Raw genomic sequence first — 22,007 nt, 5'->3', positions numbered from 1 at the left:
CGAAGGCAGGAGGCCCCGATGAGCAGGCTTCGAGGCAAGGTGGCCGTGGTCACGGGCGGCGCGCTCGGCATCGGACGGGCGATCGCAAGCCGGATGGCCGAGACCGGCGCCGCCGTCGCCATCTTGGACTCCTCGGACCGTCCGGCAGCCGTGGTGGCGGACGCTCTGGTCGACCGCGGCCTGGTCAGCTGTTTTTGGACCTGCGACGTGGCCCGGGAGGACGACGTCGCTCGCGTGATGGCCGGCGTGACAGCGCGGTTCGGCCGGCTGGACGTCTTGGTCAACAACGCCGGCGTCGAAGGCGCGAACGAGCCGACGCACAAGCTCACCGAGGCCGAGTGGGATCAGGTCCAGGCGGTCAATGTGAAGGGCGTTTTCCTCTGCACCAAGCACGCGGTCCCGCACCTGAAGGCGGCCGGCGGGGGATCGATCATCAACCTGTCGTCGGTCCGTGGCATGGTGGGCGCGGGCGTCGTCCCATCCTACCATGCGTCGAAGGGCGCGGTGCGCCTGATGAGCAAGAACGACGCCGTGAGCTATGCGCCGGACCGCATCCGCGTGAACGTCATCCATCCCGGCTTCATCCGGACGCCCATGACCGAAGGCCGCTTGCAGGAATCGGGCGCCCCCGGGGCCGGACGCGCCGCCCTCGCCGCTCTCACGCCCCTCGGCCGCATGGGCGAACCCGACGATGTCGCCTGGGGCTGCGTCTACCTGGCCTCCGAAGAGGCCCGGCTCGTCACCGGGGCCGAGCTGGTGATCGACGGCGGCTACACGGCCCGCTGACCGCAGCGAGCGCCGCCGCGCTCCTTACCGAACAAAGCTGCCCCCTGCGAACCACGCCCCCGCGGGCGCCGCCGTACGCGCACCGGGCTTTGATCGCTTGACCGCGATCAAGGCCGTCCTTCCCGAAAGGGCGCCTGCTGCGCACGAAGCGAACGCCGCGGCGCCCCCGCAGGAGGTTACGACATGGCTTTCCGGGACATCATAACCCCGCTGCTCACCTACCCGGACGTGACGCCCGATCTGGCGATCGCAAGCGCCGCCGCGCTGGCCCGACGCTTCGGAGGCGCGCTGACCGCGGTGGCGCTGGAGGCCGACATCAAGGTCCCGCGCAACCGCCTTGCGAACGCGCTGATTGGCCTCGACGCCATGGCCCGGGAGGCGGAGGAACGGAGCGCTCAGGACGCCGGCCACGCCGTCCAGGCCTTCGTCTCGGCTTCGGCCCGCGCCGGCCTCCTGGCCAATGCGATCTTCGAAAAAGTCCCGACATACCTGCAGGCCGACGACCTCGTCGCTCATGCGCGCACGCGTGACCTGTCGCTCATTCCGATCGGGCCACAGATGCTTGCCGATGTGGGCGTCGCCGAGGCCCTGCTGTTCGGTTCGGGCCGACCGGTCTGCATCTTCCCGGAGGGCCGGGCGTTCGAGCCGGCGGCGCAGTTCGACAAGGCGGCGATCGCCTGGGACGGCAGCCGCGTCGCCGCCCGCGCCGTCGCCGACGCCCTGCCCGTGCTGCAGGCCGCGCGTGCGGTGCGCATCCTTGTGGTGCGCGGCGAGAAAGCCCTGCCGGCCGCGCTCGGGACTGGCGAGCTCCAGAGGCACTTGAGGCTGCACGATATCGAGACCTGGGTGAACGAGATCGACGCCGGGGGCGAGCCCATCGGACGGGCCATCGCATCCTATGTGCAAGACCGCGACGTCGACCTGCTCGTGATGGGCGGTTTCGGTCATTCAAGGGCGCGCGAGTTCGTGCTCGGCGGCGCGACCGCGGCCATGTTCGAGGCGCCGCCGTGCCCCGCCTTCCTGTCGCATTGAGCGCCGCCACAACAAATGCCGGAGGCCTCCCCCGGCCCCGACTCGACGACTTCGCGTTCGTCCACCGCGCGGCGATCTTCGTCGCCATGCTTTTCCTCGTCGCGCTCGTCATCCGGCTGTCGGACGTGCTGCTGCTCGGGTTCGGCGCGATCCTCGCAGCCGTCGTGCTGCACGCCCTGGCTGAGCCAATCGCCCGGTTCGGGCGGCTGAACCAGGCGATCGCGCTCACCTTGGCGATGCTGCTGACGACCGGTCTTATCGTCCTCTCCGCCTGGTTGTTCGGATGGGAGGCCATGCGTCAGCTCCAGACGCTCTCGGATCTCGTCCCTGCGGCGTGGCGAGGCCTGCAGGCCGACCTCGGTCGCTCGCCGCTGGGAGCGCTGCTGCTGGCCGACCTCCACCGGCTCGAGGACGGCGGAGGCCTGATCGCCTGGCTCGGACCCCTCGCCCGAAGCGCGGTGTCGGGCGTCGCCGGTGCGATCATCGCGCTCTTCGCAGGGCTCTACCTGGCGTTCCATCCCGCCACCTATCAGCAGGGCTTCCTGAGCCTGCTACCGCGGCCGGCCCGGGCGGAGGCCGCGCGGGTCCTTGACGCCTGCGGCCTGGCGCTGCGCAGATGGCTGGCCGGACAGGTGATCTCCATGGTGCTCGTGGGGCTGACGACCGGCCTCGGGCTCTGGATCATTGGAGCGCCGGCGCCCCTGGGTCTCGGACTGCTGGCCGGCGCCGGACAGTTTGTTCCGGTCGTCGGACCCGCGGCGGCCATGGCCGTCGGTCTGCTGGTCTCCCTCTCGGAGGGGCCGACAACCTTCGCCTGGGCGGCGGTGATCTATGTCTGCGCCATGCAGGTCGAAGCCAATGTGATCACGCCCTTGGTGCTGAGACAGATGGTCGAGCTGCCGATGGCGGTCACGCTCTTCGCGGTGCTGGCGATGGGCGTGCTCCTGGGTCCGATGGGCGTGCTGTTCGCCACCCCGCTGGCAGTGATCGCGCATGTGCTCGTGCGCATTCTCTACGTGGAACGGCTGCTCGGGGATGCCCTGGCGTCGCCGGCGACCGAGGTCAGGCCGTGACGCCCGCCCGCGCCCTGCCCCCGCCCCTGTTCGCCGCCACACCAAGCCGGGCTCCGACGCTGCTCCTGGCCGGCCTGGCGATGGTCGGCGTCGGCCTGGCGGCCGCAGCCCACCCGGCGCCGGTCGTGATCCTCGGCTTCGCCGCCGGATGGACGCTCTGGCTGGCGGGCGCGGTGATGCTGCCCGTCGCCCTGCTGGTCTCGCCGCCGGCTTTGCGTCTGGCCGCCCTGCTGAGCGCTCTGCTGGTGACCGCAAGCGGGGTGCTGCTGACGCTGCGGCCGACTGTCGGCGCGCTCACGGTGGTCATCGTGCTGGTCGCCGCTCTGGTGACGGACGGCGGCGTCCAGTTGGCCATGGCGCTGCGCCTCAGACCGTTGTGGGCCTGGCGCTGGGTGCTCGGCTCGGCGCTCGCGAGCCTCCGTGGCGGCGGCCCTGATTGGCCTGCAGGTCGCAGGCGGAAACGCCGGAGAAGCGGGCCTCCTGCTCGGACTGGCGTTCGTGACCACCGGGATGGGCCTGGTCGCCCTGGCCACAACGGCGCGTCGCGCGTAACGGGCGCTGCGTCACAGACTGCGGAGGCTTCGCTATCCGCCCGCCCGTCAAGGCGCCTCCAGCCGTCGGTCATCGCGGTCCCGCGGGCCGCCGCCGACCCCGCCGAGCAGGATCCGCGGCCGAATGCGCCGTCCGCTGATCCAGAAGATTCCACGGTCAAGCGCCCTCACTCCGTAGGCTCCGAAGATCCAGCGGAGAACCGGCGCCGCCACGCCCGTGGTTACGACCAGAAGCACGGCCAAGCCGGCGCCTTCCGGGGAACTACGTAAGTAGCCGCCACGAATGTCGAACGGCGCCCGTTGGGCCCACAGTGAAGCCGATCGAGCAAGGATCTGCCACATGTCCCAGGCGTACGCTTCCCGCACACCAGCGTCCGAAGAGGCCATGGGCATCGTCGAGGTGATGGACCGGCTGGGCACGCCGATGCGCTTCGCCCGCAATGCCGAGGTCTATGCCCAGGACGACGAGGCGGAGTTCCTCTATCGCGTGGTGTCGGGGACCGTCCGGACCGTACGCTTCGCAAGCGACGGGCGCCGGCTCCTCGGCGACTTCTACTACGCTGGCGATCTCTTCGGCCTCGAGGCCGGCCCCAGGCACCGCTTCTCCGCGGAAGTCCTGACAGACGGCGTCGTCCAGGTCCTGAAGCGGACCGCGGTGCGCGCCTTCGCGGGCGAGGCTGCGATGCAGGCCGCGATCCTCGCCGAGACGCACAAGGAGCTCGGACGCACCCAGAGCCATCTGATGCTGCTGAGCTGCAGGTCCGCCCGCGAGCGGGTGGCCGCCTTTCTCTTGAACCAGGCGGACAGGTGCCCTCATCCAGCTGTCGAGCTCCCCATGGGACGTCAGGACATGGCCGACTATCTCGGTCTCACCATCGAAACCGTCTCGAGAACCCTGACGCAGCTGCAAGACGCCGCGATCGTCGAATTCGCCGCGGCCCGCCGGTTCTCCGTGAAGCAGAGGGACGCCCTCGAGCGGCTCGCCGAATGATCCAGGCCCGTGCGGCCGCGGGCCTTGCGCCGGCCGCATTCGAAGGGAGGCTCGCCATGACGCAAGCCCGAGACCAGACCACCCTTAACCGCCCGGCCCGTACCGGTTGCTACGATTGCGTGCTCGTCCACGTGGAACCTGGCCTCGCCTCTTCCCGGCGCACGGAGGTCGCAGCCGGCCTTGCGAAGCGCTTTGGCGCGAGGCTCATCGGCCTGGAAGCGGAAACGGTGGAGCCGATTCCCGTCGCGGATCCCTACGGCGCAGAGATGACCGCGCAGGTGTTCGACCAATTGGCCCATGAGGTCGACGCCAACCTCGAGCGCGCGGAAGAGTCGTTCCGCCGTGACGGCGCCGAAGCAGACGGCGAATGGCGCGCCGCCCGGATGGCGCCGGCCGACGCTCTGGTCCTTCTCTCGCGTGCGGCCGACCTGATCGTCATGGGTGCGGGCTCGCCGCCCATCAACGCCTTTCGCGTCGCCGATCCGGCGGAGGTCGTCCTGCGGGCGGGCAAGCCTGTTCTGGTGGCGCCGGCCGATCCGCCGGCGCCGCACCCCCGCGCCGTGGTGATCGCCTGGAAAGATACGCGGGAATCCCGCCGCGCCGTGGCCGACGCGCTTCCCCTGCTGGCCGACGCGGACGACGTCGTGGTGATGAGCGTGTGCACGGAAGCTCAGGTCGACGACAGCCGCACCTCCACCCAGGATGTGGTGGACGCCCTTCGGCGGCGCGGCGTTCCGGCCCGCGCCCACGTGGTCACCGCGCCCGATGGCAGCGTCGCCGACGAGCTGAACGCCGAGGCCGCCGCGATCGGCGCGAACCTGATCGTCGCTGGCGCCTATGGTCACAGTCGGCTGGCGGAATGGGTGTTCGGCGGGGTAACGCGCGCCCTGCTCTCCCACCCGACGCGCTACCTTCTCCTCAGCCACTGAGCCGGGGCACGAGGACGGCGGCGCCGGCGAACGCGCCGGCGCGCAGGTCCGTCAGCGCCTGGTTGGCGGACCTCAGGTCGTAGGCCGTGACGTGCGGCCGGACGCCGGCGCGCGCCGCCAGGGGCAGGTAGGCCTGGGCGTCCCGACGCGTGAGGTTGGCGACCGAGACGAGCCGTCGCTCCTCCCAGAGAAGGCTGTAGGGAAAGCTCGGCAGATCACTCATGTGAATGCCGCCACACACTACCGCGCCGCCCTTGCGTACCGCCCGCAGGGCCAAAGGGCACCAGTTCGCCCACCGGTGCGAAGATGATCGCCGCATCGAGCGGCTCCGGCGGAGCGTCGCCCGAGGCCCCCGCCCAGGCGCATCCCACCTCCCGCGCCAGGTCCTGAGCGGCGGCGTCGCCCTCGCGAGTGAAGGCATAGACGCTCTGGCCGACGTGAGCCGCGAGCTGCGCGAGCAGGTGGGCCGCCGCGCCGAACCCGTAGAGACCGAGGGCGCCGAACCGGGCGCGCCGCCTCCGCCTTGCGCCAGCACCGGTAGCCGATAAGGCCCGCGCACATGAGCGGCGCCGCCTCAAGATCAGACAGGTCCTCCGGCACAGGAAACACGAATTCCGCGCGAGCGATCGCGGTGTCGGCATAGCCGCCATCGCGGGTCCAGCCGGTGAAGCTTGGCCGGTCACAGAGGTTCTCCTCGCCGGTCGCGCAATAGCTGCACCGGCCGCAGGTCTCGCCCAGCCAAGGCACGCCGACCCGGCGCCCGAGGAGGCCGCCCTCCACCCCGTCGCCGAGGGCGTCCACCACGCCAACGATCTCATGCCCCGGGACAACGCTCGACCGGCGCGGCGCGAGATCACCGTCCACGACGTGCAGATCCGTGCGGCACACGCCGCAGGCGCGGACCCGGATTCGCACCTCGCCGGAAGACGGTTCAGGGTCGGGGCGGACTTCCAGCCGCAGCGGCGTTCGCGGCTCGTGCAGCACCATCGCAAGCATGACGGCCTCCGGAGGACGGACGCCGTAGTCTGCGCCGCCGCCGATCGAGGGCCATGACCGTCATCAAGTCCGCCTCTCCCGGACAGCGCGGCCGGAGACGGTCAGGAGCGAGAAACTTTCCCCTGTGTTGACCGACCTCAGGGTCGCGCCTCGCGCGAGAGCGCCTGCTTGCACCAGACAAGGCAGCGGAACCAACGGCGGCGTAGAGCCGGCCGTGGACGAGTGTCATTGCTACTTCGAGGATTCAGCGGAGCTCGTGGAGGTCGATGGCTCCCGTGGAAGTGCGGCAGTCTCGGCCGAAGGCATTGCCCCAGAAAGCGCACCGCTCAAAGCCGACCTTTCGAAGGTCCGAGAAGGGTAGCACCCAGGAGCGGAGGGTGATCGAGGTGTGCAGCGCCGCGGGTAACGTTGCTGTATTTCCGGCGGATTGACCCTGCTTCCCGCGGCCAAGAGGCGATTGGGCGACACGGCAACGCGCGTGCCGCCCCTAGAAGCGCCTGTCGCGTCTGAGCCTCGATCCTGAAGGGAATTCGATCGTTGCAAGGCTGCCGGTCAGATTCTCAGGCTAATCCGCTTATGGCCGCCATGACCCGAAGGGCCTTCTCGCGGGTTTCAGCAACCGACTGCCCGGCGCGGTAGAGTTCGCCGCCAAGACCGAAGGCGCGGCAGCCGGCGGCCCACCAGTCGGCCATGCTATCGGGGCCGACCCCGCCAACCGCCCAGACCACCGCCTGGGCCGGCAGCACAGCCTTCAGCTGCTTCACGTGGGCCGGGCCATAGGTGACGGCGGGGAACAGCTTCAGATGCCGCGCGCCCGCCTCGATGGCGGTGAAGGCCTCGCCGGCGGTGGCGAAGCCAGGCGCGGGATCCAGGCCCCGCGCCACCGCGCGGGCAATCACCTCAGGGCGGATGTTCGGTGCGACGATGATCCGACCGCCGGCCTCCGCTACAGCGTCCACCTGCCCGGGCGCGAGCACGGTTCCGGCGCCGACCACCATCCGGTCGCCGAACTCGGCGGCGAGGCTGCGGATGCTGTCGAACGGGTCGGGGGAATTGAGTGGAACCTCCATGCCGACCACGCCGGCCTCCAGCAGGGCGGCGGCGTGGTCCAACACCTCGTCCGGCCGGACGCCGCGGACGATCGCCACCACGGGGCATCGCTTCAGGGCTTCGTCGAGGGTCATGACGCCCTTCCCAATTGATGCAGGGCGTAGAGGCCGGCCACCGCCGCCGCCTCCCCATCGAAGGTCTCATGGGGGATCCCGCGCCGGGTGAGCGCGGTCTCGTACAGCGCACAGAGCGCCGCGTCGCCGAGCAGGGTCACCGGCTCGTCGCCGACCAGCCCGAGCAACCGGGGCGTGGCGGCGACCTCGGCCCCGATCAGCAGGCCGGAGAGGTAGCTCGGCGTGCTCTCCGCCGGCTTGCGGCCGCCGACCACCCGCGAGCGGGCGGTGAACAGCCGGGCCGCCAGGGCGTCGCCGTCGCCGGCGGCCGCGAGCCCCTCGGCGAAGGCGGCCTCGTCGCCAGCGGGCGCGTCGCTCTTCAGCACGCTGTGGCGGCCGAGCACGGCGAATAGCTCGCCGGTCATGGCCGTGACGAAACGGACCAGCCGGCCGTTCTCCAGTAGCATCCACTTGGCGTGGGTGCCCGGATGGCAGATTACCCGCCGGCCCCGACGGCGGGCGGGGTCGGCGGCCAGCCACCCCATCAGCTGGGTCTCCTCGCCGCGCATGACGTCCGGCGCGCCGGCCAGGCCCACGCTGCGCATGCCCGGGATGATCCGGACGCCGGGCTCCACGGCCATCAGGCAGCGGGCCAGGTCGTCGAGGCCGGCGGGGCAGTCGGCGTAGGGCGCGACCGTCCAGCCGAGGTTCGAGCCGATCATGCCGCAGAGGATAGCCGGCAGGGTCTCTGCGCCGAACGCCGGGCGCACGGTGTCGCGGAATCGCTCGGCGGCCTCGCCGGGCGCGAGACGGGAGACGCCGACGTCGAACTCGCGGTGGTCGATCACGCCGCCGTCGGCGTCCAGCGTCCAGGCGCGAAGGGTGGTGGTGCCCCAGTCGCAGGCGAGCAGCGCGGCCTCCGCCATCAGAGCCGTCCCGCGTCCACGATCATATTCTGACCGGTCATCATGGCGCTGTCGTCGGACGCCAGGAACAGGGCGGCGCGGGCGATGTCCGCGGGCATCAGCCGGTCCTTCAGGGCCACCAGCGTCGACCAGTCGGCCTCCGCCTCCGGCGTCAGCCAGAGTTCGAGCTGCCGCTCGGTGATCACCCAGCCCGGCGACAGCGCGTTCACCCGGATCCTGTCGGGGCCCCACTCGCGGGCCAAGCCCTTGGACAGGGAATTGATAGCGCCCTTGGCCGCCACATAGGTCGACATGTCCGCCGGGCCCCAGATGGCGTTGATCGAGCTGACGTTGACGATCGAGCCGCCGCCGGCGGCCTTCATCATCGGATAGACTGTCGTCGCCGCCACGAAGGTCGGATCAAGGTTCACCGCGAGACCCCGATGCCAGGCGGCGATGTCCGTCTCGACGGCCTTGTGGCGGGTGTCGTTCGCGACGTTGTTGATCAGGACGGTGACCGCGCCCAGGGCCTCGGTCGCATCGCGGATCGCCGCCTGCAGGGCGGCCGCGTCGGTGACGTCGCAGCGCCGGAACCAGACACCGTCCAGGAGCCGGTTGGCGCGCGTCCGGCCGTCGTCCTCCTGCAGGTCGATGAAGGCGACCTTCGACCCTTGCGCATGGAACTGGGCGACGAACTCGGCGCCGATGCCCGACGCGCCGCCCGTGATGAACACCGTGCGGCCGCGCAGGCTGGGATAGCTGGCGTAGGGGGCCATCAGTGGCTTTCCCGAGTGACTTCGCTCGACGAGTTGCCCACCAGGAAGCTGAGGTCGGCACCCTGGTCGGCCTGCATGACCGTGTCGATGTAGAGCTTGTACCAGCCTCGGGTAAACGGCGAGGGCTGGCGGACGGCCTCCCAGGCGCGCCGGCGGTTGGTGAGCTCCGCCTCGCTGACCAGCAAGTTGAGGGTGCGGTTGGGCCCGTCGAATTCGATCTCGTCGCCGTTGCGCACCAGGGCGAGCGGTCCGCCGGCCTCGGCCTCTGGCGAGACGTGCAGGATCACCGTGCCGTAGGCCGTGCCGCTCATCCGCGCGTCGGAGATGCGGACCATGTCGCGGACGCCCTTCTGTAGCAGCTTGGGCGGCAGGGCCATGTTGCCGACCTCCGGCATGCCCGGATAGCCCTTGGGCCCGCAGCCCTTGAGCACCAGGATCGAGGTCTCGTCGACCTCAAGATTCGGGTCGTCAATGCGGGCGTGGTAGTCCTCGATGTCCTCGAAGACCACGGCGCGACCGCGGTGGGTGAGCAGTTCGCGCGTGGCGGCGCTGGGCTTCAGGATGGCCCCGTCCGGACAGAGGTTGCCGCTCAGCACCCAGACGCCGGAGGACGGTCCGATCGGCTGGTCGACCGAGCCGATCACGTCGCGGTTCCAGACCTCGGCGGCGTCGGCGATCTCGCCCTGGGTCATGCCACTGACCGTCAAGGCGTCGCGGCGGAAGCGGTCTCCCAGCTCCTTCATCACTGCCGGACAGCCGCCGGCGTAGCAGAAGTCCTCCATGAGGAAGCGGCCGGACGGCATCAGGTTAACCAGGAGCGGGCTCTCGCGGCCGATGCGGTCGAAGTCCTCGAGGGTGAGCTCCACGCCAACCCGGCCGGCGAGTGCCAGGAGGTGGACCACGGCGTTGGTCGAGCCGCCGATAGCGGCGTGCATGACGATGGCGTTCTCGAAGGCCTGGCGGGTGAGGATCTGCGACACCCGCACGTCCTGCTTCACCAGCTCGACGATCCGGTTGCCGGTCAGGTGGGACATCGTCTTGCGCCGTGCGTCGACGCCCGGCAGGGCGGCGTTCATCGGCAGGCTCATGCCCAGCGCCTCGATGAGGCTGGCCATGGTCGAGGCCGTGCCCATGGTGTTGCAGGTCCCGTGGCTGCGGCTCATGGCGCTCTCGGCCGAAAGGAAGTCCTTCAGGCTCATCTCGCCGGCGCGGACCATCTCGGAGAAGCGCCAGACGTCGGTGCCGGAGCCGATATCCTGGCCCTGCCACTTGCCGTTCAGCATCGGGCCGGAAGAGACCACCATGGTCGGCAGGTCCACGCTCGCCGCCCCCATCAGCTGGCCGGGCGTGGTCTTGTCGCAGCCGCCCAGTAGGACCACCCCGTCGATCGGGTTGGCGCGGATGCTCTCCTCCACCTCCATGGCCAGGAGGTTGCGGAACAGCATGGCCGTCGGCCGCATCTGGGTCTCGGGCAAGCTCATGGCCGGGAATTCGATCGGCACGCCGCCGGCTTCCCAGACGCCGCGCTTCACATGCTCGGCGAGGTCGCGCAGGTGGAACTGGCAGGTGACCAGCTCGGACCAGGTGTTGCAGATGCCGATGATCGGCCGCCCGTCGAGGACGTGGTCGGGCAGGCCTGTGCCCTTGATCCAGCTGCGGTGGATGAAGCCGTCACGGTCGAGCTTCCCATAGCTCCTCTGGCTGCGCAGCGGCTTTTTCGCCATCACATCACTCCACTCTGAAAACCGGGGCTCGCATCGCGCAGGCGCGATGCAGGCCGAGCCGGCGGGCGTCCGCCACACGGGATCCGCCAGGGTTTTCCTGACCCAAGGCGGCGGTTGCGCAGCGCCCGGCGCAGCCACGCGGGGGCCGCGCGCAAGGAATCCAGGCGGCTGCCCGTAAGCTTCCACTCGACGGGGCCCGGCCACGCCTGCGGTCAAGGCAAACGAAGCACTACCTCTCGTAAACCATCCCGGACCTAGCGGGACGGGCGACGAAACTACCTGCGATCGCCGCGGCCAGGGCGGAGGCCGCGGCGATCGCTCGACGTCCGCGGTACGGCTAGTAGCGGACCAGGATGGAGGCTCCGAAGGTGCGTGGCTCAAGCAGCCGCACGTTGCGGTAGCTGCCGATCAGGGCGTCTTCGATGATCGACGAAACGATGTTGTCCTCAGCGGTCACGTTCTTCACAAAGGCCTGCAGTTCGAGCCGCCCATCGTCGCGGACGAGGCGCGCCTGCAGATCGGCCAGCGCCCAGCCGTCGATCCGGTCGTTCGGCGTGTTGAACTCACGCGCGTAGAACTCATCCTGCCAGGTCAGGTCCGCCCGAAGCGTCCCCGTCCAGTCGCCGACCCCAAAGCTGTACTGGCCGCCAATCTTGACCTTGAACGCTGGCGCGTACGGCAGCTCGTTGCCTGCGAGGTTCACCGGAACGGCCGGAGTCCGGGTGGTCAGGCTCTGCGCCGGATTGGCCGCGTCGATCGTCAGGAACTCGCCGATCTCGGTGTTGAGGTAGGAGAGGTTGCTGTCGAACAGCCAGTTCTCGGTCGGACGCCAGAGGAACTCACCCTCCAGGCCCCAGATCTTCGCGTCGGCGTTGGCCGTCACCGCGTTGGCGCCGATCCGCTGCCCGAGCTGCAGGTCGGTGTAGTCATAGTAGAAGGCGGCAAGGTTCGCCTGCAGCGCCCGGCCGAGCAGTTGGTTCTTCGCGCCCACCTCGTAGGCCATGACCGTCTCCGGCTCGAAGTCCGGATCCACCGCGTTGCCCGGGTTCAGCCCGCCGCCCTTGTAGCCGCGAGCCACCGATGCATAGAGCAGCGTCTCGTCGGTGAAGCTCAGATCGAGTCGATGATCGAGGGAGACCTTCCCCGTCCACTCCTGCCAGTCGCGTTCCGCGACGACGTAGGGCGTCGGCGCCGCCAGCACGATACTGCGCGTGCGGATCGCCTTCTCCTCGTCCGTATAGCGCAGCCCCACCGTCAACTTGGTGGCGTCGGTGACCTGGAAGTAGCTCTCGCCGAACAAGGCCCAAGCCTTCGTTCGCGAATAGGGCGTGTCGTTGTCCACATGCTGGCTCGCCGCCGGCAGGCCAATGGCTCGGGTAAAGAACTCGATGGCAGGATGCCAGATCTCGAAGCGCGAGCGGCCCTTGCTGTCGAAGAAGAAGGCGCCGGCCGTGTAGTTGAAGAGGCCATCGTTGTCCGACACCAGGCGAAGCTCCTGCGACCAGGTGCGGCTGCGCGAGGTGAACTGGTCGATGGTTAGCAGCCGATCGGTGGTCACCTGCCGGTCCGGACCGAGCTGATAGGTGATGGGCCGCAGGAAGCGGAACGGCAGGTCGGCGTTGTCCCAGTCGGTGCTCGCCTTCGACTTTCCTTCCGAATAGCTTGTCAGCGACGTGAACGTCAGGCTTCCGAGGGTCTTCGAGAGGTCCAGGACGCCGATGAAGTTCTCGCCCTCGGTCTTCGGGTCGTAGTCCGCCGCGATCTTCCGGAGGTCCTGCGGGTTCGGTGCGCCGGCGTAGATATCGCCACCAGGCGGGAATATGCCGGTGAAGATCGGGCTCCGCAGCAGGGTCTGCATAATCACGGCCGAGGTGTTCGGGGAGTCGAATCCCAACTCGTTCGGCGAGCAGCCCAGCACCGCGATCGCCTTGCAGAGCCGCTTGGTCTCCCGCGCACGGCTGGAATCTTCTTCGAAATACTGCAGCGTCAGGCGGCCGGTGACCGCCCAAGGCAGGTCGACTTCGGTCGTCGAGCGCACGCCGAACTGTTCACGGCCGTCGATGCCGTTCCCCGTCGCGAGGTTCTCCGTGTAGCCGTCGCGCTTCAGCCAATAGCCAGCGAAGCGCTGGCGCACCCGCTCGCCCATCGGCAGGTTGATCGCGCCCTGCAGCTTCACCGAATCGAAGTTGCCGGCCTGGCCGAAGGCGAACCCCTCCAACTGGCTCGTGGGCCGCTTGGTGATGACGTTGACGGCGCCGCCGGTCGTGTTCCGGCCATAGAGCGTGCCCTGCGGCCCGCGCAGCACTTCGACCCGCTCGAGGTCGTAGAACTCGTCCTGCGGTGACAGGGCCACTGTAGCGCCGTTGAAGAAGGTCTGCGTCCCGTTGTCAGCTGTGGACGAGATGGCGTTGTTGCCGATGCCGCGCAGGGTGAAGCGGTCGTTGCCGACCAGCACCGCGTTAGGGATCGAGAACTGGATGTCCTGCGGGTTTTCGATCTGTGCTCGCTCGAGCGCCGCGCCGGAGAACGCGCTCACCGCGATCGGCACGTCCTGCAGGCTCTCCTCTCGCTTCTGTGCGGTGATCACTAGCTCATCGAGCTCCCGCGCTTCCTGAGCCGAGGCGGCGGTGCCAACGGCGATAGCAAGGACGGAGGCGGCGGCGAATGCGCCAAGGCGGCTCTTCATCAGCATTTCCCCTGACCAGCCTCGAGGGCGGACAACGCCCTTTCCCTGCGGGCCTGTTTTATTATACTAACCGTCAATAGCTAAGGCGGCGACGCCGACTGCGTCAAGTGCAATTGAACATCCCGTCAATAGGGGAGCTCCGATGGATCAGGCCGCGTCTCTCGCTGAAATGGGGATGGCCAGCGCCGCCTGGGCCGCAGCCAAACCGCACGACGCGGCCATCGTGGCGGCGGGCGGCACGCGCAGCTTCGCTGAGCTTCACGAACGCGCGAACCGGCTGGCCGACATTCTGCGCCGCGCTGGCCTAGAGCCCGGCGATGGGCTGGCCATCATCTGCGGCAACGGCCCGACCTTCGTCGAAGCCTATCTCGCCGCCATGCGGATCGGCCTGCGCCTGACGCCGGTGAACTGGCGCCTCGCCCCTGCAGAGGCTGCCTACATCGTCGAGAACTGCGACGCTCGGGCGCTGATCGCCGAAGCCAGTTCCGCCGAAGCCGGCCTCGCCTGTGCGCCCGGGCCTCTACGCGTGCGGCTGATGGCCGGCGGCGCCGCGGAGGGCTTCGCCGACTACGATCCGTCCTTGCGAGCGCCTCGCCGAACGATCCGCCGGCCCCGCAGCACGGAACCTTGATGCTCTACACCTCGGGCACAACGGGGCGGCCCAAAGGGGTTTACAAGCGCTCACCCGAGCCCGTGCTGCCTCAGGGCCCGGGCACCTACGCCGCCTACGACCCCGGCGTCGACGTGGCGCTATGCTGCGGTCCGGCTTACCACGCCGCGCCCCTCCTGATGGACGTGCGCTGGCCGCTCGCCTCGGGCGTGCCCATCGTGATGATGGAGAAGTTCGATCCGGAAGAGGCGCTGCGGCTCATCGAGCGACACCGGGTCACGCACACCCATATGGTGCCGACCATGTTCCAGCGGCTGCTGCAGCTCCCGGCGGATATCCGGGATCGCTACGATGTGTCGTCGCTCAAGATGGTGATCCACGGCGCGGCGCCCTGCCCGGTGGCGACCAAGCGCGCCATGATCGCTTGGCTCGGACCTGTGCTGACCGAATACTACGCCGCCACTGAAGGCGGCGGCGGGTTCGTCATCACCTCGCAGGAGTGGCTGAACAAGCCCGGAAGCGTCGGGCGCCTGGACCCGAACCAAGGCGCCCGTGTCCTGAACGAGGACGGCCATCCCTGCCCGCCCGGCCAGGTCGGCAAGGTATACCTGCGCGCGGATCCCGGTTCGCGCTTCAGCTACTACAAAGACGCCGCCAAGACCGACGCCCTGTTCGAGGGCGATCACTTCACACTTGGCGACATGGGCTACCTGGATGGGGACGGCTATCTCTTCCTGACCGGCCGGACGGCCGAGCTGATCATCTCCGGCGGTGTCAACATCTACCCGCAGGAGATCGACAATGTGGTCAGCCTGCACCCGGCGGTCGCGGACGTCTGCACCATCGGCGCGCCCAATGAGGAGTGGGGCGAGGAGGTCCGCTCGGTGGTCGAACTGCGGGCGGGGTACAGCCCCTCCCCCGGAGCTCGCCGAGGACATCCTCACGTTCGTGCGTGAGCGCCTCTCCGGCTACAAGCGGCCGCGGGCCATCGATTTCGCCGATACGCTGCCACGCCTGGCGAGCGGCAAGATCCAGCGGGGAGCCGTGCGCGCGCCTTATTGGGCCGGCCGCGCGGTCAGCATCTGACGCGCAAGGTGCAGATGCTCAGGGGAAGAGGTCGCTGCGGCGCGCCAGCCGCGCCAGGCCGCCGGTGATCAGTTCGACGCACATCTCGGTGGCGGCTTCGACGTCCAGTTGCCCCTGCCCCACGAGCTTTCCGGCCTGGTCGGTGACAGCCATGAGCATGTCCACGGCGGCGATCGCCAGGGGCAGCGGCAGGTCGAACTCGCGACGGGTCGCCCGCACGAAATAGCGGACCGTGCGGTCGCGGTCGGCGCGGTTCTCCTCTTCCATCAGCCGCGCCACGGAGGGATCGGCCAACAGCGCGCCGATCAGGGCGCCCGGTCCCGGGTCTGCTGGAGGTAGAGCCGCGTGGTCTGACGGATCAGCTCAGCGTAGCTGCGCGCCTGCAGCGCCGAGAGCATGCCCCGGTCGCGGAGCTCGGTCTGCTCGCGGTGCAGGAGCGCCGCCAGCAATCCGTCGCGGTCGGCGAAGTAGTTGTAGACCAGGCCCTTACTGATCCCCACGGCTCGCGCCAGCCGCTCCATGCTGACGGCGGTCAGCCCTTCCTCCAGGATCAGCCGCGCGGCTTCGTCGAGGATCTGCTCCCGGCGGGCTTCCGGCGAAAGGCGCGTCCGCCGCTTCCCGCTGTGCTCCGTCATCAGGCCTGCTCCGTCCACGCGGCGACGCCGCCGGGCTCCAGGTCCGCCTCGCCGAGCAGGAAGCGTGCGCCGGGCGGCCTGGCGCCCGCCGAGCGTCCGCCGCATAGTTGACCGCGAAATGCACTCCGTCGCGCGTTCTGACCCGCACGGCCTCCTCCAGCGCGATCGCCTCGATCCCCGCTTCACGAGCCACCGTAGTGACCACGCGCTCCAGGAGTTCTTCGTCAGGCCACGTCGCCAGATAGTGCCAGCCCTGCTCCGCGATCCAGGCCGGTCCGCCCTCCGCGAATCTCGCCAGCGCCGGCAGTGCGGTTTCGATCTCTTCCCGCCACAGCCGACCGGAGAGGCGCGCCCCGCCCAGTTCAATAAGGGGCGGCGCTCGTGGCGCCCAGACTTTCCACGCGCGTCACCTTGAATGGCAGGCGCCGCGCGAGGGGACCCGGCGGCAGAGTGGACGGAATGTGGCCTTCCGGCGTGCGGGAGCCGGTTCTTGGCCCGAACATAACGACGGCGCCGGATCTTTCCAGGGCCGAGACCAGCTCGTCGGACAGGATCGGCAGAGAGGGTGCGACCACGAGGCTGTAGCCCGTGAAGTCGGCGTCGGGCGGCACGATGTCGATGTCCACACCTAGCCGGCGCAGCGCCGAGTAGACCTCGAACGCCAGCCTGAGCCAGCGGAAGTCCGCAGCATGCGGCTGGATCCCGAACTGCCAGTCCGCCTCGTAACTGAACACCAGCGCCACGGCGCCACGCCGGCAGGGCGCGAGCGGGCCCAGCACGCGCAGTTCCTCGCCCACCTGCCGCGCCTCCCGACCGCCCTGGTCCATTACCCGGTCGGGGCGGTTCAGCCCGGCGTGCATCTGCTCCTGCGCGAACGGCGCCTGCCGCCAGCGGAAGTACGAGACCACCTCGGCTCCATGCGCGAAGGCCTCCCAGGGTCCAGGCCCGCACCATGCCCGGCAGTGGCGCGGGGTTGTACCTCGCCCAATTCACGGGACCCGGCTGCTGCTCCATCACCCACCAGCGCCCGCGGCCGACACCCCTGTAGAGATCGTGGTGGAAGGCGGCGATGTCCGGATGCCCCTGACGGAGATAGCAACGCTTCTCGTCGTCCGAGAACCAGAACTGCTCGAGGAAGCCCAGCGGATAGGAATCCCAGCTGGCGAAGTCGAGGCCCTCGCCGACTTGGAAGTGATCGAACTCGGTGTAGAACCCCATGAAGTTGTGGGTCACGTCTCGCCCGGGAGAGCGCCGACGAATGATCTCGACCTGCAGGCGGTTGAAGCTCGCCACCTCGTCGGACGCGAAGCGGTTGTAGTCTAGCCGATGGCTCGGGTTCGCCTCGGTCACGGTCAGGTTCGGCGGCTCCACCTCGTCGAAGCTGCGGTACTCCTGGGACCAGAAGACAGCGCCCCAGGCTCGATTGAGCGCATCCACCGACTGGTAGCGCTGGGCCAGCCATCCCCGGAACCGTTCCGCGGCGTTGGCGGAATAGCTGATCGTCGTGTCATGGCAACCGAACTCATTGTCCGTTTGCCAGGCGCCCACCGAGGGGTGCCGCCCGTACCGCTCCGCAACCGCGTCGGTGATCCGCGCGCACTCGGAGCGGTAGGCTTCACTGGAGAAGCAGTAGTGCCTGCGGGACCCGAAACCGCGCGGGCGCCCGTCTGCGTCCACGGCGAGCATCTCGGGGTGCGCGTCCACCAACCACTTGGGCGGGGTCGCGGTCGGCGTGCACATGACGATCTTCAGGCCCGCCGCGCCGAGCGTCTCGACGGCGCGGTCCAGCCAGCCCCAGTCGTACCGACCGGGTTCCGGCTCGATCCGGCTCCAGGCGAACTCGGCGATCCGCACCCAGCTGATGCCCAGCGCCGCCATCTCTGCCGCATCCTGGACCCAGAGCTCCTCAGGCCAATGTTCCGGGTAATAGCAAACGCCCAGCTTCATCCCCGCTTCGCCTCCAGATGATAGACCGCGATTTCACCCGCTCGCAGGATCGGCGCCGGCAGGCCGAGTTCGGCGATCAACCGACCGGCGGCGCGGATCGCTTCGCCGCGCACCAGCGCCGGGGCGTGCTTCATCGCCGCCTCAGGCCGGCCCGGCGGGTTGAGCAGGCGCACCGTGTAGATCATTTCATGGTCCAGCCCCTTGAGCCTGAGCGGCGCTGCGGCCGCCGTCTCCGGCGTCGCCAGCTGCGCCAAGCTGGCGAGCGCCTCGCCTTCGCCGAGCACCGCGAACGAAACCGCCCCCGGATCCGGCGGCGTCTGACGCACCAGGCGCCCGCCATGAAGCAGCGGGCGGAAACGCTTGTGCAGCGCGATGGCCGTCCGCAGCACCTCGAGCTCCGCGGGCGCGAAACGCCGCACATCGGCCTCGATCCCCATGTGACCGAACAGCGCGGTGAGCGTGCGCAGCTCGATGCTGGCGCGCCGCGCCGTCGTGTGGCTATCCGCCGGGCCGACGTGGGCTCCCATCACCTCCGGAGGAAAGAAGATCGAGAACGCCTGCTGGATGGACTGCCGCTCCAGGGGGTCGTTGCAGTCGGACGTCCAGATCCGGTCTGTGCGCTTCAGTACCTCGTAGTCCGCTCGCCCGCCACCGGAGGCGCAGGATTCGATCTCTACGCCCGGATGCGCGGCCCGGACCCGATCCATCAGCGCATAGACCGCGAGCACCTGGTTTCGGCTGGCCGCAAAGCCGCCGCTCACCGGGTGGGTGAGGTCTCGGTTCATGTCCCACTTCAGATAGGCGATGGGGTGCTCACGCAGGAGCCGGTCAAGCGCGGAGAATATCGCCGCCGACACCTCCGGTCGGGTCAGGTCGAGGACGTACTGGCCGCGCCCGAGCGGCTGGTCGCGCCCGGGCTCGCCGAGGATCCAGTCGGGATGGTTGTGCAACAGGTCCGAGCAGGCGTTGGCCATTTCCGGTTCGACCCATAGTCCGAACTCCAGGCCGAGGCCGCGCACATGGGCCACGAGCGGACCCAAGCCTTGCGGGTACTTGCCGGGATCCGGCGTCCAGTCGCCGAGAGAGGTGGTGTCGTCGTCTCGGCCCTTGAACCAACCGTCGTCGAGGACGAACCGCTCTGCGCCGACTGAAGCCGCCGCCTCCGCGAGCCGCTTCAGCTCATCCTCGTCGTGGCGGAAGTAGACGGCCTCCCAGGTGTTGAAGTGGACGGGCCGCGGCCGCCCGGTAAGCCGCCCGCCGAGCACCGTTCCGCGCACGAAGGCATGCAGGCGCGCGCTCAGGCCATTCAGCCCGACGTCCGACTTGGCGGCATAGACGATGGGCGAGCGGTACGCCTCCCCAGGCGCGAGCACCACCTCTCCCGGCCAGAAGAGCTCGCCCGCCTGAACCTGGATACGCCCGTCCCGCAGGCGTTCGGCGAAGAGCCGGTGGTCTCCACTCCAGGCGAGATGCACCGCAAGCACCTGCCCGTGATGCTCCCCAAACCCGGGCTCGCCGATTACCAAGAACGGTGGCGAATGATGCGAGGTCCGGCCGGTGCGTGCTTCGCTCGCCCACAGGCCGGACGGCAGCCGAAGGCGCCGTCCGGCGAACTCCCGGGCCCATCGGCCACCGAAGGCGAGGATTTCGTCGCCCAGCGACGGGAACGCCACGGGGCTCGCCCAGTCGACCCGCAGCGCGTCCAGGCCGGCGTTGCGCAACTCCAGTTGGAAACTCGCGACCCCCGTGGCCGGATCGAGCCGGATCTCACACAGCACCTCGACACCGGCGGCGGCGTCGGCGAGGCGGATCTGGCAGGCGTCGTCCGCCACATGCGCGGCCTGAACGGCCATCTGAGTGACAAAGCCGCCGTGCGCCCGCGACACCTTCAGCGCGGGTGTCGCCATAAAGCCGTGGCCGCTCTCCGGCAGAAGATCCAGTCGCTCGCCACCGTCCAGCATGCCATGCGGGATGGCGCGCTCCAGCAGCCGCGCGTCGAGCGTCTCTCGCGCGCCTGCCGGCAAGGCGGCGCCCCAATAGTCGAAGTGAGGCCGTCCGTTCCTGAGACCGACCAGGAGGGTCTGGCCGCCCCCCATCAAGTCTTAGCATGCGATCCATCTAGACCGCCGAGCGCTCGGGCGGCGCGGCCGCGGGCCCTGAGGGGCCGGCCTGCAGGCTGTACCGAGTCATCGCCGCTCCCCTCGACGCATCCTAGTGCCGGCGCTGGCGCACGCCACTGCGCGGCTCATGCCCAGAGCGGCGACGACGCCTTGAGCAGCCGGCTCATCATCAGGAGCCGCGCCACGGCGCGTCCGTCGGCCGCGTCGCGCAGGTTGCTCTCGTACCAGGCGACCTCGGTCTTCGGGCTCTCGGACAGCGCGACCACGCGGCCGTCGGCCAAGTAGTCATGATCCAGCAAGACCGGACCATCGAGAAACTGGAGTTCGATGGCTCCGAACATGCCCACGAACTCGCCTCCGGAGCGGAAGAGCGGCCCCTCGACGGCGCGTAGCGCGTCGATCGCCACCGCCGGCGCCCGCCACGCTGCGCGTCCGGTAGAGGTCCAGCGGCTCGGTGACGCGTTCGAGCCGGCGCAGCGCCTCCGCCCCATCGATCCGGCTGGTGACCCCGGTCACGACATCGCCCACCTGCGAGCCTTTCAGCAGCCGGAGGTCCGTGGCCGGCCGGCTCCGAGCCAGTCTTTCCCGAAGCGCCGAGTTGGGGTCTTCGCCGCCGATCCAGCCGTTGCCCTCGCAGACTCGAACCCCTTCGGCGGTTTCCATCCAGGCTGCGGCGCGGAGCGGGGGTCCGGCGTCCAACGGCCCCGCGAACGCCCGCACGGGTTCACCGTCGGTGGTCGCGTGGAGGAAGTGCAGCGAAAGCCCTCCGGTCCGCCACCACGGATCGCCGAAGCGCTGCAGCATCAGCGGCGGGAACTGCTCGAAATGGATGTTCGCCGCCACCGTGCCACCGCGGAAGCCAAGGGCCTGCGCGGTGTCGTCGTCGTGGATGGAGCCCTGCGCGTCGCGCGAGACGTTTACCGGGCGTCGCACGGGTCCGACCAGCACCTCATCGTCTGGCGTCATGCTCAGCCTCCCTTGACCGCAGCGCCCAACCGCTCATATTGACGGTTTATACAATAACAAGAACCGCTGTCCATGGACCTCACTCTATCCGCCGACGATCTCGCGTTTCGAGACGAGGTACGACGGCTGATCGCCGATACGCTCGGTGGCGACGGGAGCCGTGACGAGAGCCGCTGGCACGCCGCCCTGCTCGCCAAGGGCTGGGCCGCCAACAAGTGGCCGGTCGAGTTCGGCGGTCCCGGCTGGACCGCGACCCAGCATTTCATCTGGGAGCGGGAGACAACCGCCGCTGGCCTGCCGGCGCAAGTGGGCGGCATGGGCATGGGGATGCTCGCGCCAATCCTGTTCGCGTACGGCACGAAGGCGCAGCAGGACCGCTTCCTGCCCGACATCCTCCACAACCGCGTGCGTTGGTGCCAGGGCTACTCCGAGCCCGGCGCCGGCTCAGATCTGGCGTCGCTCCGCACCCGCGCTGTCCTTGACGGTGACCACTACGTTGTTTCCGGTGAAAAAATCTGGACGAGCAACGCCCACGAGGCGGACTGGATGTTCTGCCTGACGCGGACGTCGGACGAACCGAAGCGTCAGGCTGGCATCACCTTCCTGTTGCTCCATATGCATGCCCCCGGTGTCGCCGTGCACCCGCTCATCTCCATCGACGGCCGCCACATGTTCAACCGTGTGACCCTCGACGAGGTGCGCACGCCGGTCGAAAACCGCATCGGACGCGAGGGTGAAGGCTGGACAGTCGCCAAGGGCCTTCTGACCCACGAGCGCACGGGCCAGGCTTTCGTCTCGCTCTCGCTCGACCTGCTGCGCCGGATCAAGGACGCCGCCGCCGCCATGCCCGGCTCGGAGGGCGGCTCTCTGCTTCAGGACCCTGGCTTCGCGCGCCGTCTCGCCCTCGCCGAGGTCGAGTTGGAGGCGCTGGCCATGACCGAGCTGCGCACGCTTTCCGAGGTCGCCGCGGGCGGGCGCGCGGGGGGCCCAGTCCTCGCTGCTGAAGCTGAAGGGAACCGACATCGTCCAGC

Annotated in this window: 22 protein-coding genes and 2 pseudogenes; 10 read left to right on the top strand and 14 right to left on the bottom strand. The window is 69.3% G+C overall.

Going from position 1 to position 22,007, the window contains the following annotated elements:
- The first annotated feature begins 18 nt into the window (after nucleotides 1-18).
- From LRS04_RS13915 to LRS04_RS13890, 6 genes are all read left to right on the top strand, one after another.
- Nucleotides 19-786 (top strand): SDR family NAD(P)-dependent oxidoreductase, encoded by a 768-nt coding sequence (locus tag LRS04_RS13915; RefSeq protein WP_257816877.1) that lies wholly within the window; start codon nucleotides 19-21, stop codon nucleotides 784-786.
- A 297-nt stretch (nucleotides 787-1,083) separates the two neighbouring features.
- On the top strand, nucleotides 1,084-1,818 hold the full coding sequence (locus tag LRS04_RS13910) for a universal stress protein (RefSeq protein ID WP_257816876.1): 735 nt from the start codon (nucleotides 1,084-1,086) through the stop codon (nucleotides 1,816-1,818).
- Complete coding sequence (locus LRS04_RS13905; protein WP_257816875.1) at nucleotides 1,815-2,891, top strand: AI-2E family transporter; 1,077 nt, start codon at nucleotides 1,815-1,817, stop codon at nucleotides 2,889-2,891. The genes LRS04_RS13910 and LRS04_RS13905 overlap by 4 nt, the downstream gene beginning before the upstream one ends.
- A complete protein-coding gene (locus tag LRS04_RS13900) occupies nucleotides 2,888-3,712 on the top strand; it encodes a hypothetical protein (protein ID WP_257816874.1) in 825 nt (274 codons plus the stop codon). Before LRS04_RS13905 ends, LRS04_RS13900 begins: the two co-directional genes overlap by 4 nt.
- A 70-nt stretch (nucleotides 3,713-3,782) precedes the next feature.
- Nucleotides 3,783-4,433, top strand: a complete 651-nt coding sequence (locus LRS04_RS13895) for a helix-turn-helix domain-containing protein (protein WP_257816873.1) — start codon at nucleotides 3,783-3,785, stop codon at nucleotides 4,431-4,433.
- Nucleotides 4,430-5,362, top strand: a complete 933-nt coding sequence (locus LRS04_RS13890) for a universal stress protein (protein WP_257816872.1) — start codon at nucleotides 4,430-4,432, stop codon at nucleotides 5,360-5,362. The genes LRS04_RS13895 and LRS04_RS13890 overlap by 4 nt, the downstream gene beginning before the upstream one ends.
- Here the strand turns inward: LRS04_RS13890 and LRS04_RS13885 are convergent.
- The 7 genes from LRS04_RS13885 to LRS04_RS13855 form a co-directional block, all read right to left on the bottom strand.
- A complete protein-coding gene (locus LRS04_RS13885; protein ID WP_257816871.1) occupies nucleotides 5,352-5,585 on the bottom strand; it encodes a hypothetical protein in 234 nt (77 codons plus the stop codon). The two genes, LRS04_RS13890 and LRS04_RS13885, sit on opposite strands and share 11 nt — an antisense overlap.
- 17 nt (nucleotides 5,586-5,602) lie before the next feature.
- A complete protein-coding gene (locus LRS04_RS13880; protein ID WP_257819118.1) occupies nucleotides 5,603-6,349 on the bottom strand; it encodes an alcohol dehydrogenase catalytic domain-containing protein in 747 nt (248 codons plus the stop codon).
- Nucleotides 6,350-6,918: 569 nt separating this feature from the next.
- Nucleotides 6,919-7,542, bottom strand: a complete 624-nt coding sequence (locus LRS04_RS13875) for a 2-dehydro-3-deoxy-6-phosphogalactonate aldolase (protein WP_257816870.1) — start codon at nucleotides 7,540-7,542, stop codon at nucleotides 6,919-6,921.
- On the bottom strand, nucleotides 7,539-8,447 hold the full coding sequence (locus LRS04_RS13870) for a 2-dehydro-3-deoxygalactonokinase (RefSeq protein WP_257816869.1): 909 nt from the start codon (nucleotides 8,445-8,447) through the stop codon (nucleotides 7,539-7,541). Before LRS04_RS13870 ends, LRS04_RS13875 begins: the two co-directional genes overlap by 4 nt.
- Nucleotides 8,447-9,202: an SDR family NAD(P)-dependent oxidoreductase gene (locus LRS04_RS13865; RefSeq protein WP_257816868.1), complete on the bottom strand. Its 756-nt coding sequence runs from the start codon at nucleotides 9,200-9,202 to the stop codon at nucleotides 8,447-8,449. The genes LRS04_RS13870 and LRS04_RS13865 overlap by 1 nt, the downstream gene beginning before the upstream one ends.
- Nucleotides 9,202-10,926 (bottom strand): IlvD/Edd family dehydratase, encoded by a 1,725-nt coding sequence (locus LRS04_RS13860; RefSeq protein ID WP_257816867.1) that lies wholly within the window; start codon nucleotides 10,924-10,926, stop codon nucleotides 9,202-9,204. The genes LRS04_RS13865 and LRS04_RS13860 overlap by 1 nt, the downstream gene beginning before the upstream one ends.
- A 337-nt stretch (nucleotides 10,927-11,263) precedes the next feature.
- Nucleotides 11,264-13,513, bottom strand: a complete 2,250-nt coding sequence (locus LRS04_RS13855) for a TonB-dependent receptor (RefSeq protein ID WP_257816866.1) — start codon at nucleotides 13,511-13,513, stop codon at nucleotides 11,264-11,266.
- Between the two features lie 274 nt (nucleotides 13,514-13,787).
- Between LRS04_RS13855 and LRS04_RS13850 the strand changes: the two genes are divergently transcribed.
- Genes LRS04_RS13850 through LRS04_RS13840 form a run of 3 tightly spaced genes read left to right on the top strand, consistent with a single transcriptional unit; the run spans nucleotide 13,788 to nucleotide 15,308 of the window.
- On the top strand, nucleotides 13,788-14,243 hold the full coding sequence (locus LRS04_RS13850) for an AMP-binding protein (RefSeq protein WP_257816865.1): 456 nt from the start codon (nucleotides 13,788-13,790) through the stop codon (nucleotides 14,241-14,243).
- Complete coding sequence (locus tag LRS04_RS13845; protein ID WP_257816864.1) at nucleotides 14,243-15,178, top strand: AMP-binding protein; 936 nt, start codon at nucleotides 14,243-14,245, stop codon at nucleotides 15,176-15,178. Before LRS04_RS13850 ends, LRS04_RS13845 begins: the two co-directional genes overlap by 1 nt.
- On the top strand, nucleotides 15,171-15,308 hold the full coding sequence (locus tag LRS04_RS13840; protein WP_257816863.1) for a hypothetical protein: 138 nt from the start codon (nucleotides 15,171-15,173) through the stop codon (nucleotides 15,306-15,308). The genes LRS04_RS13845 and LRS04_RS13840 overlap by 8 nt, the downstream gene beginning before the upstream one ends.
- An 18-nt stretch (nucleotides 15,309-15,326) precedes the next feature.
- On the opposite strand, the gene LRS04_RS13835 is transcribed toward LRS04_RS13840, so the two are convergent.
- From LRS04_RS13835 to LRS04_RS13805, 7 genes and pseudogenes are all read right to left on the bottom strand, one after another.
- Nucleotides 15,327-15,602, bottom strand: a complete 276-nt coding sequence (locus LRS04_RS13835) for a hypothetical protein (protein WP_257816862.1) — start codon at nucleotides 15,600-15,602, stop codon at nucleotides 15,327-15,329.
- Nucleotides 15,603-15,613: 11 nt separating this feature from the next.
- The gene (locus LRS04_RS13830) at nucleotides 15,614-15,943 is read right to left on the bottom strand and encodes a TetR/AcrR family transcriptional regulator (RefSeq protein WP_257819116.1); all 330 of its coding nucleotides are present in this window, start codon (nucleotides 15,941-15,943) and stop codon (nucleotides 15,614-15,616) included.
- Nucleotides 15,944-16,305: 362 nt separating this feature from the next.
- A complete protein-coding gene (locus LRS04_RS13825; protein ID WP_257816861.1) occupies nucleotides 16,306-16,851 on the bottom strand; it encodes a beta-galactosidase trimerization domain-containing protein in 546 nt (181 codons plus the stop codon).
- Between the two features lie 88 nt (nucleotides 16,852-16,939).
- Nucleotides 16,940-17,821, bottom strand: a pseudogene (locus tag LRS04_RS13820) (beta-galactosidase); the annotation flags it as partial.
- 65 nt (nucleotides 17,822-17,886) lie between these two features.
- The gene (locus LRS04_RS13815; RefSeq protein ID WP_257816860.1) at nucleotides 17,887-19,986 is read right to left on the bottom strand and encodes an alpha-galactosidase; all 2,100 of its coding nucleotides are present in this window, start codon (nucleotides 19,984-19,986) and stop codon (nucleotides 17,887-17,889) included.
- Between the two features lie 149 nt (nucleotides 19,987-20,135).
- Nucleotides 20,136-20,291: a hypothetical protein gene (locus tag LRS04_RS13810; protein ID WP_257816859.1), complete on the bottom strand. Its 156-nt coding sequence runs from the start codon at nucleotides 20,289-20,291 to the stop codon at nucleotides 20,136-20,138.
- A 4-nt stretch (nucleotides 20,292-20,295) separates the two neighbouring features.
- Nucleotides 20,296-20,976, bottom strand: a complete 681-nt coding sequence (locus LRS04_RS13805; protein WP_257816858.1) for a hypothetical protein — start codon at nucleotides 20,974-20,976, stop codon at nucleotides 20,296-20,298.
- A gap of 72 nt (nucleotides 20,977-21,048) precedes the next feature.
- On the opposite strand from LRS04_RS13805, the pseudogene LRS04_RS13800 reads away from it, so the two are divergent.
- Nucleotides 21,049-21,903: pseudogene (locus tag LRS04_RS13800) on the top strand (acyl-CoA dehydrogenase family protein); the annotation flags it as partial.
- Between the last annotated feature and the right edge of the window lie 104 nt (nucleotides 21,904-22,007).

It is taken from the genome of Phenylobacterium sp. J367 (assembly GCF_024699985.1).
Taxonomy (GTDB): domain Bacteria; phylum Pseudomonadota; class Alphaproteobacteria; order Caulobacterales; family Caulobacteraceae; genus Phenylobacterium.
The sequence above is the reverse complement of the archived record's forward strand: the minus strand, read 5'-3'. Positions and strand labels throughout refer to the sequence as shown.

Coding starts and splice junctions, on each gene's coding strand:
- LRS04_RS13915 (WP_257816877.1), top strand. CDS start 19: ATGAGCAGGCTTCGAGGCAAGGTGGCCGTGGTCACGGGCGGCGCGCTC.
- LRS04_RS13885 (WP_257816871.1), bottom strand. CDS start 5,585: ATGAGTGATCTGCCGAGCTTTCCCTACAGCCTTCTCTGGGAGGAGCGA.
- LRS04_RS13865 (WP_257816868.1), bottom strand. CDS start 9,202: ATGGCCCCCTACGCCAGCTATCCCAGCCTGCGCGGCCGCACGGTGTTC.
- LRS04_RS13870 (WP_257816869.1), bottom strand. CDS start 8,447: ATGGCGGAGGCCGCGCTGCTCGCCTGCGACTGGGGCACCACCACCCTT.
- LRS04_RS13815 (WP_257816860.1), bottom strand. CDS start 19,986: ATGGGGGGCGGCCAGACCCTCCTGGTCGGTCTCAGGAACGGACGGCCT.
- LRS04_RS13875 (WP_257816870.1), bottom strand. CDS start 7,542: ATGACCCTCGACGAAGCCCTGAAGCGATGCCCCGTGGTGGCGATCGTC.
- LRS04_RS13850 (WP_257816865.1), top strand. CDS start 13,788: ATGGCCAGCGCCGCCTGGGCCGCAGCCAAACCGCACGACGCGGCCATC.
- LRS04_RS13845 (WP_257816864.1), top strand. CDS start 14,243: ATGCTCTACACCTCGGGCACAACGGGGCGGCCCAAAGGGGTTTACAAG.
- LRS04_RS13895 (WP_257816873.1), top strand. CDS start 3,783: ATGTCCCAGGCGTACGCTTCCCGCACACCAGCGTCCGAAGAGGCCATG.
- LRS04_RS13830 (WP_257819116.1), bottom strand. CDS start 15,943: ATGACGGAGCACAGCGGGAAGCGGCGGACGCGCCTTTCGCCGGAAGCC.
- LRS04_RS13890 (WP_257816872.1), top strand. CDS start 4,430: ATGATCCAGGCCCGTGCGGCCGCGGGCCTTGCGCCGGCCGCATTCGAA.
- LRS04_RS13805 (WP_257816858.1), bottom strand. CDS start 20,976: ATGACGCCAGACGATGAGGTGCTGGTCGGACCCGTGCGACGCCCGGTA.
- LRS04_RS13860 (WP_257816867.1), bottom strand. CDS start 10,926: ATGGCGAAAAAGCCGCTGCGCAGCCAGAGGAGCTATGGGAAGCTCGAC.
- LRS04_RS13880 (WP_257819118.1), bottom strand. CDS start 6,349: ATGGTGCTGCACGAGCCGCGAACGCCGCTGCGGCTGGAAGTCCGCCCC.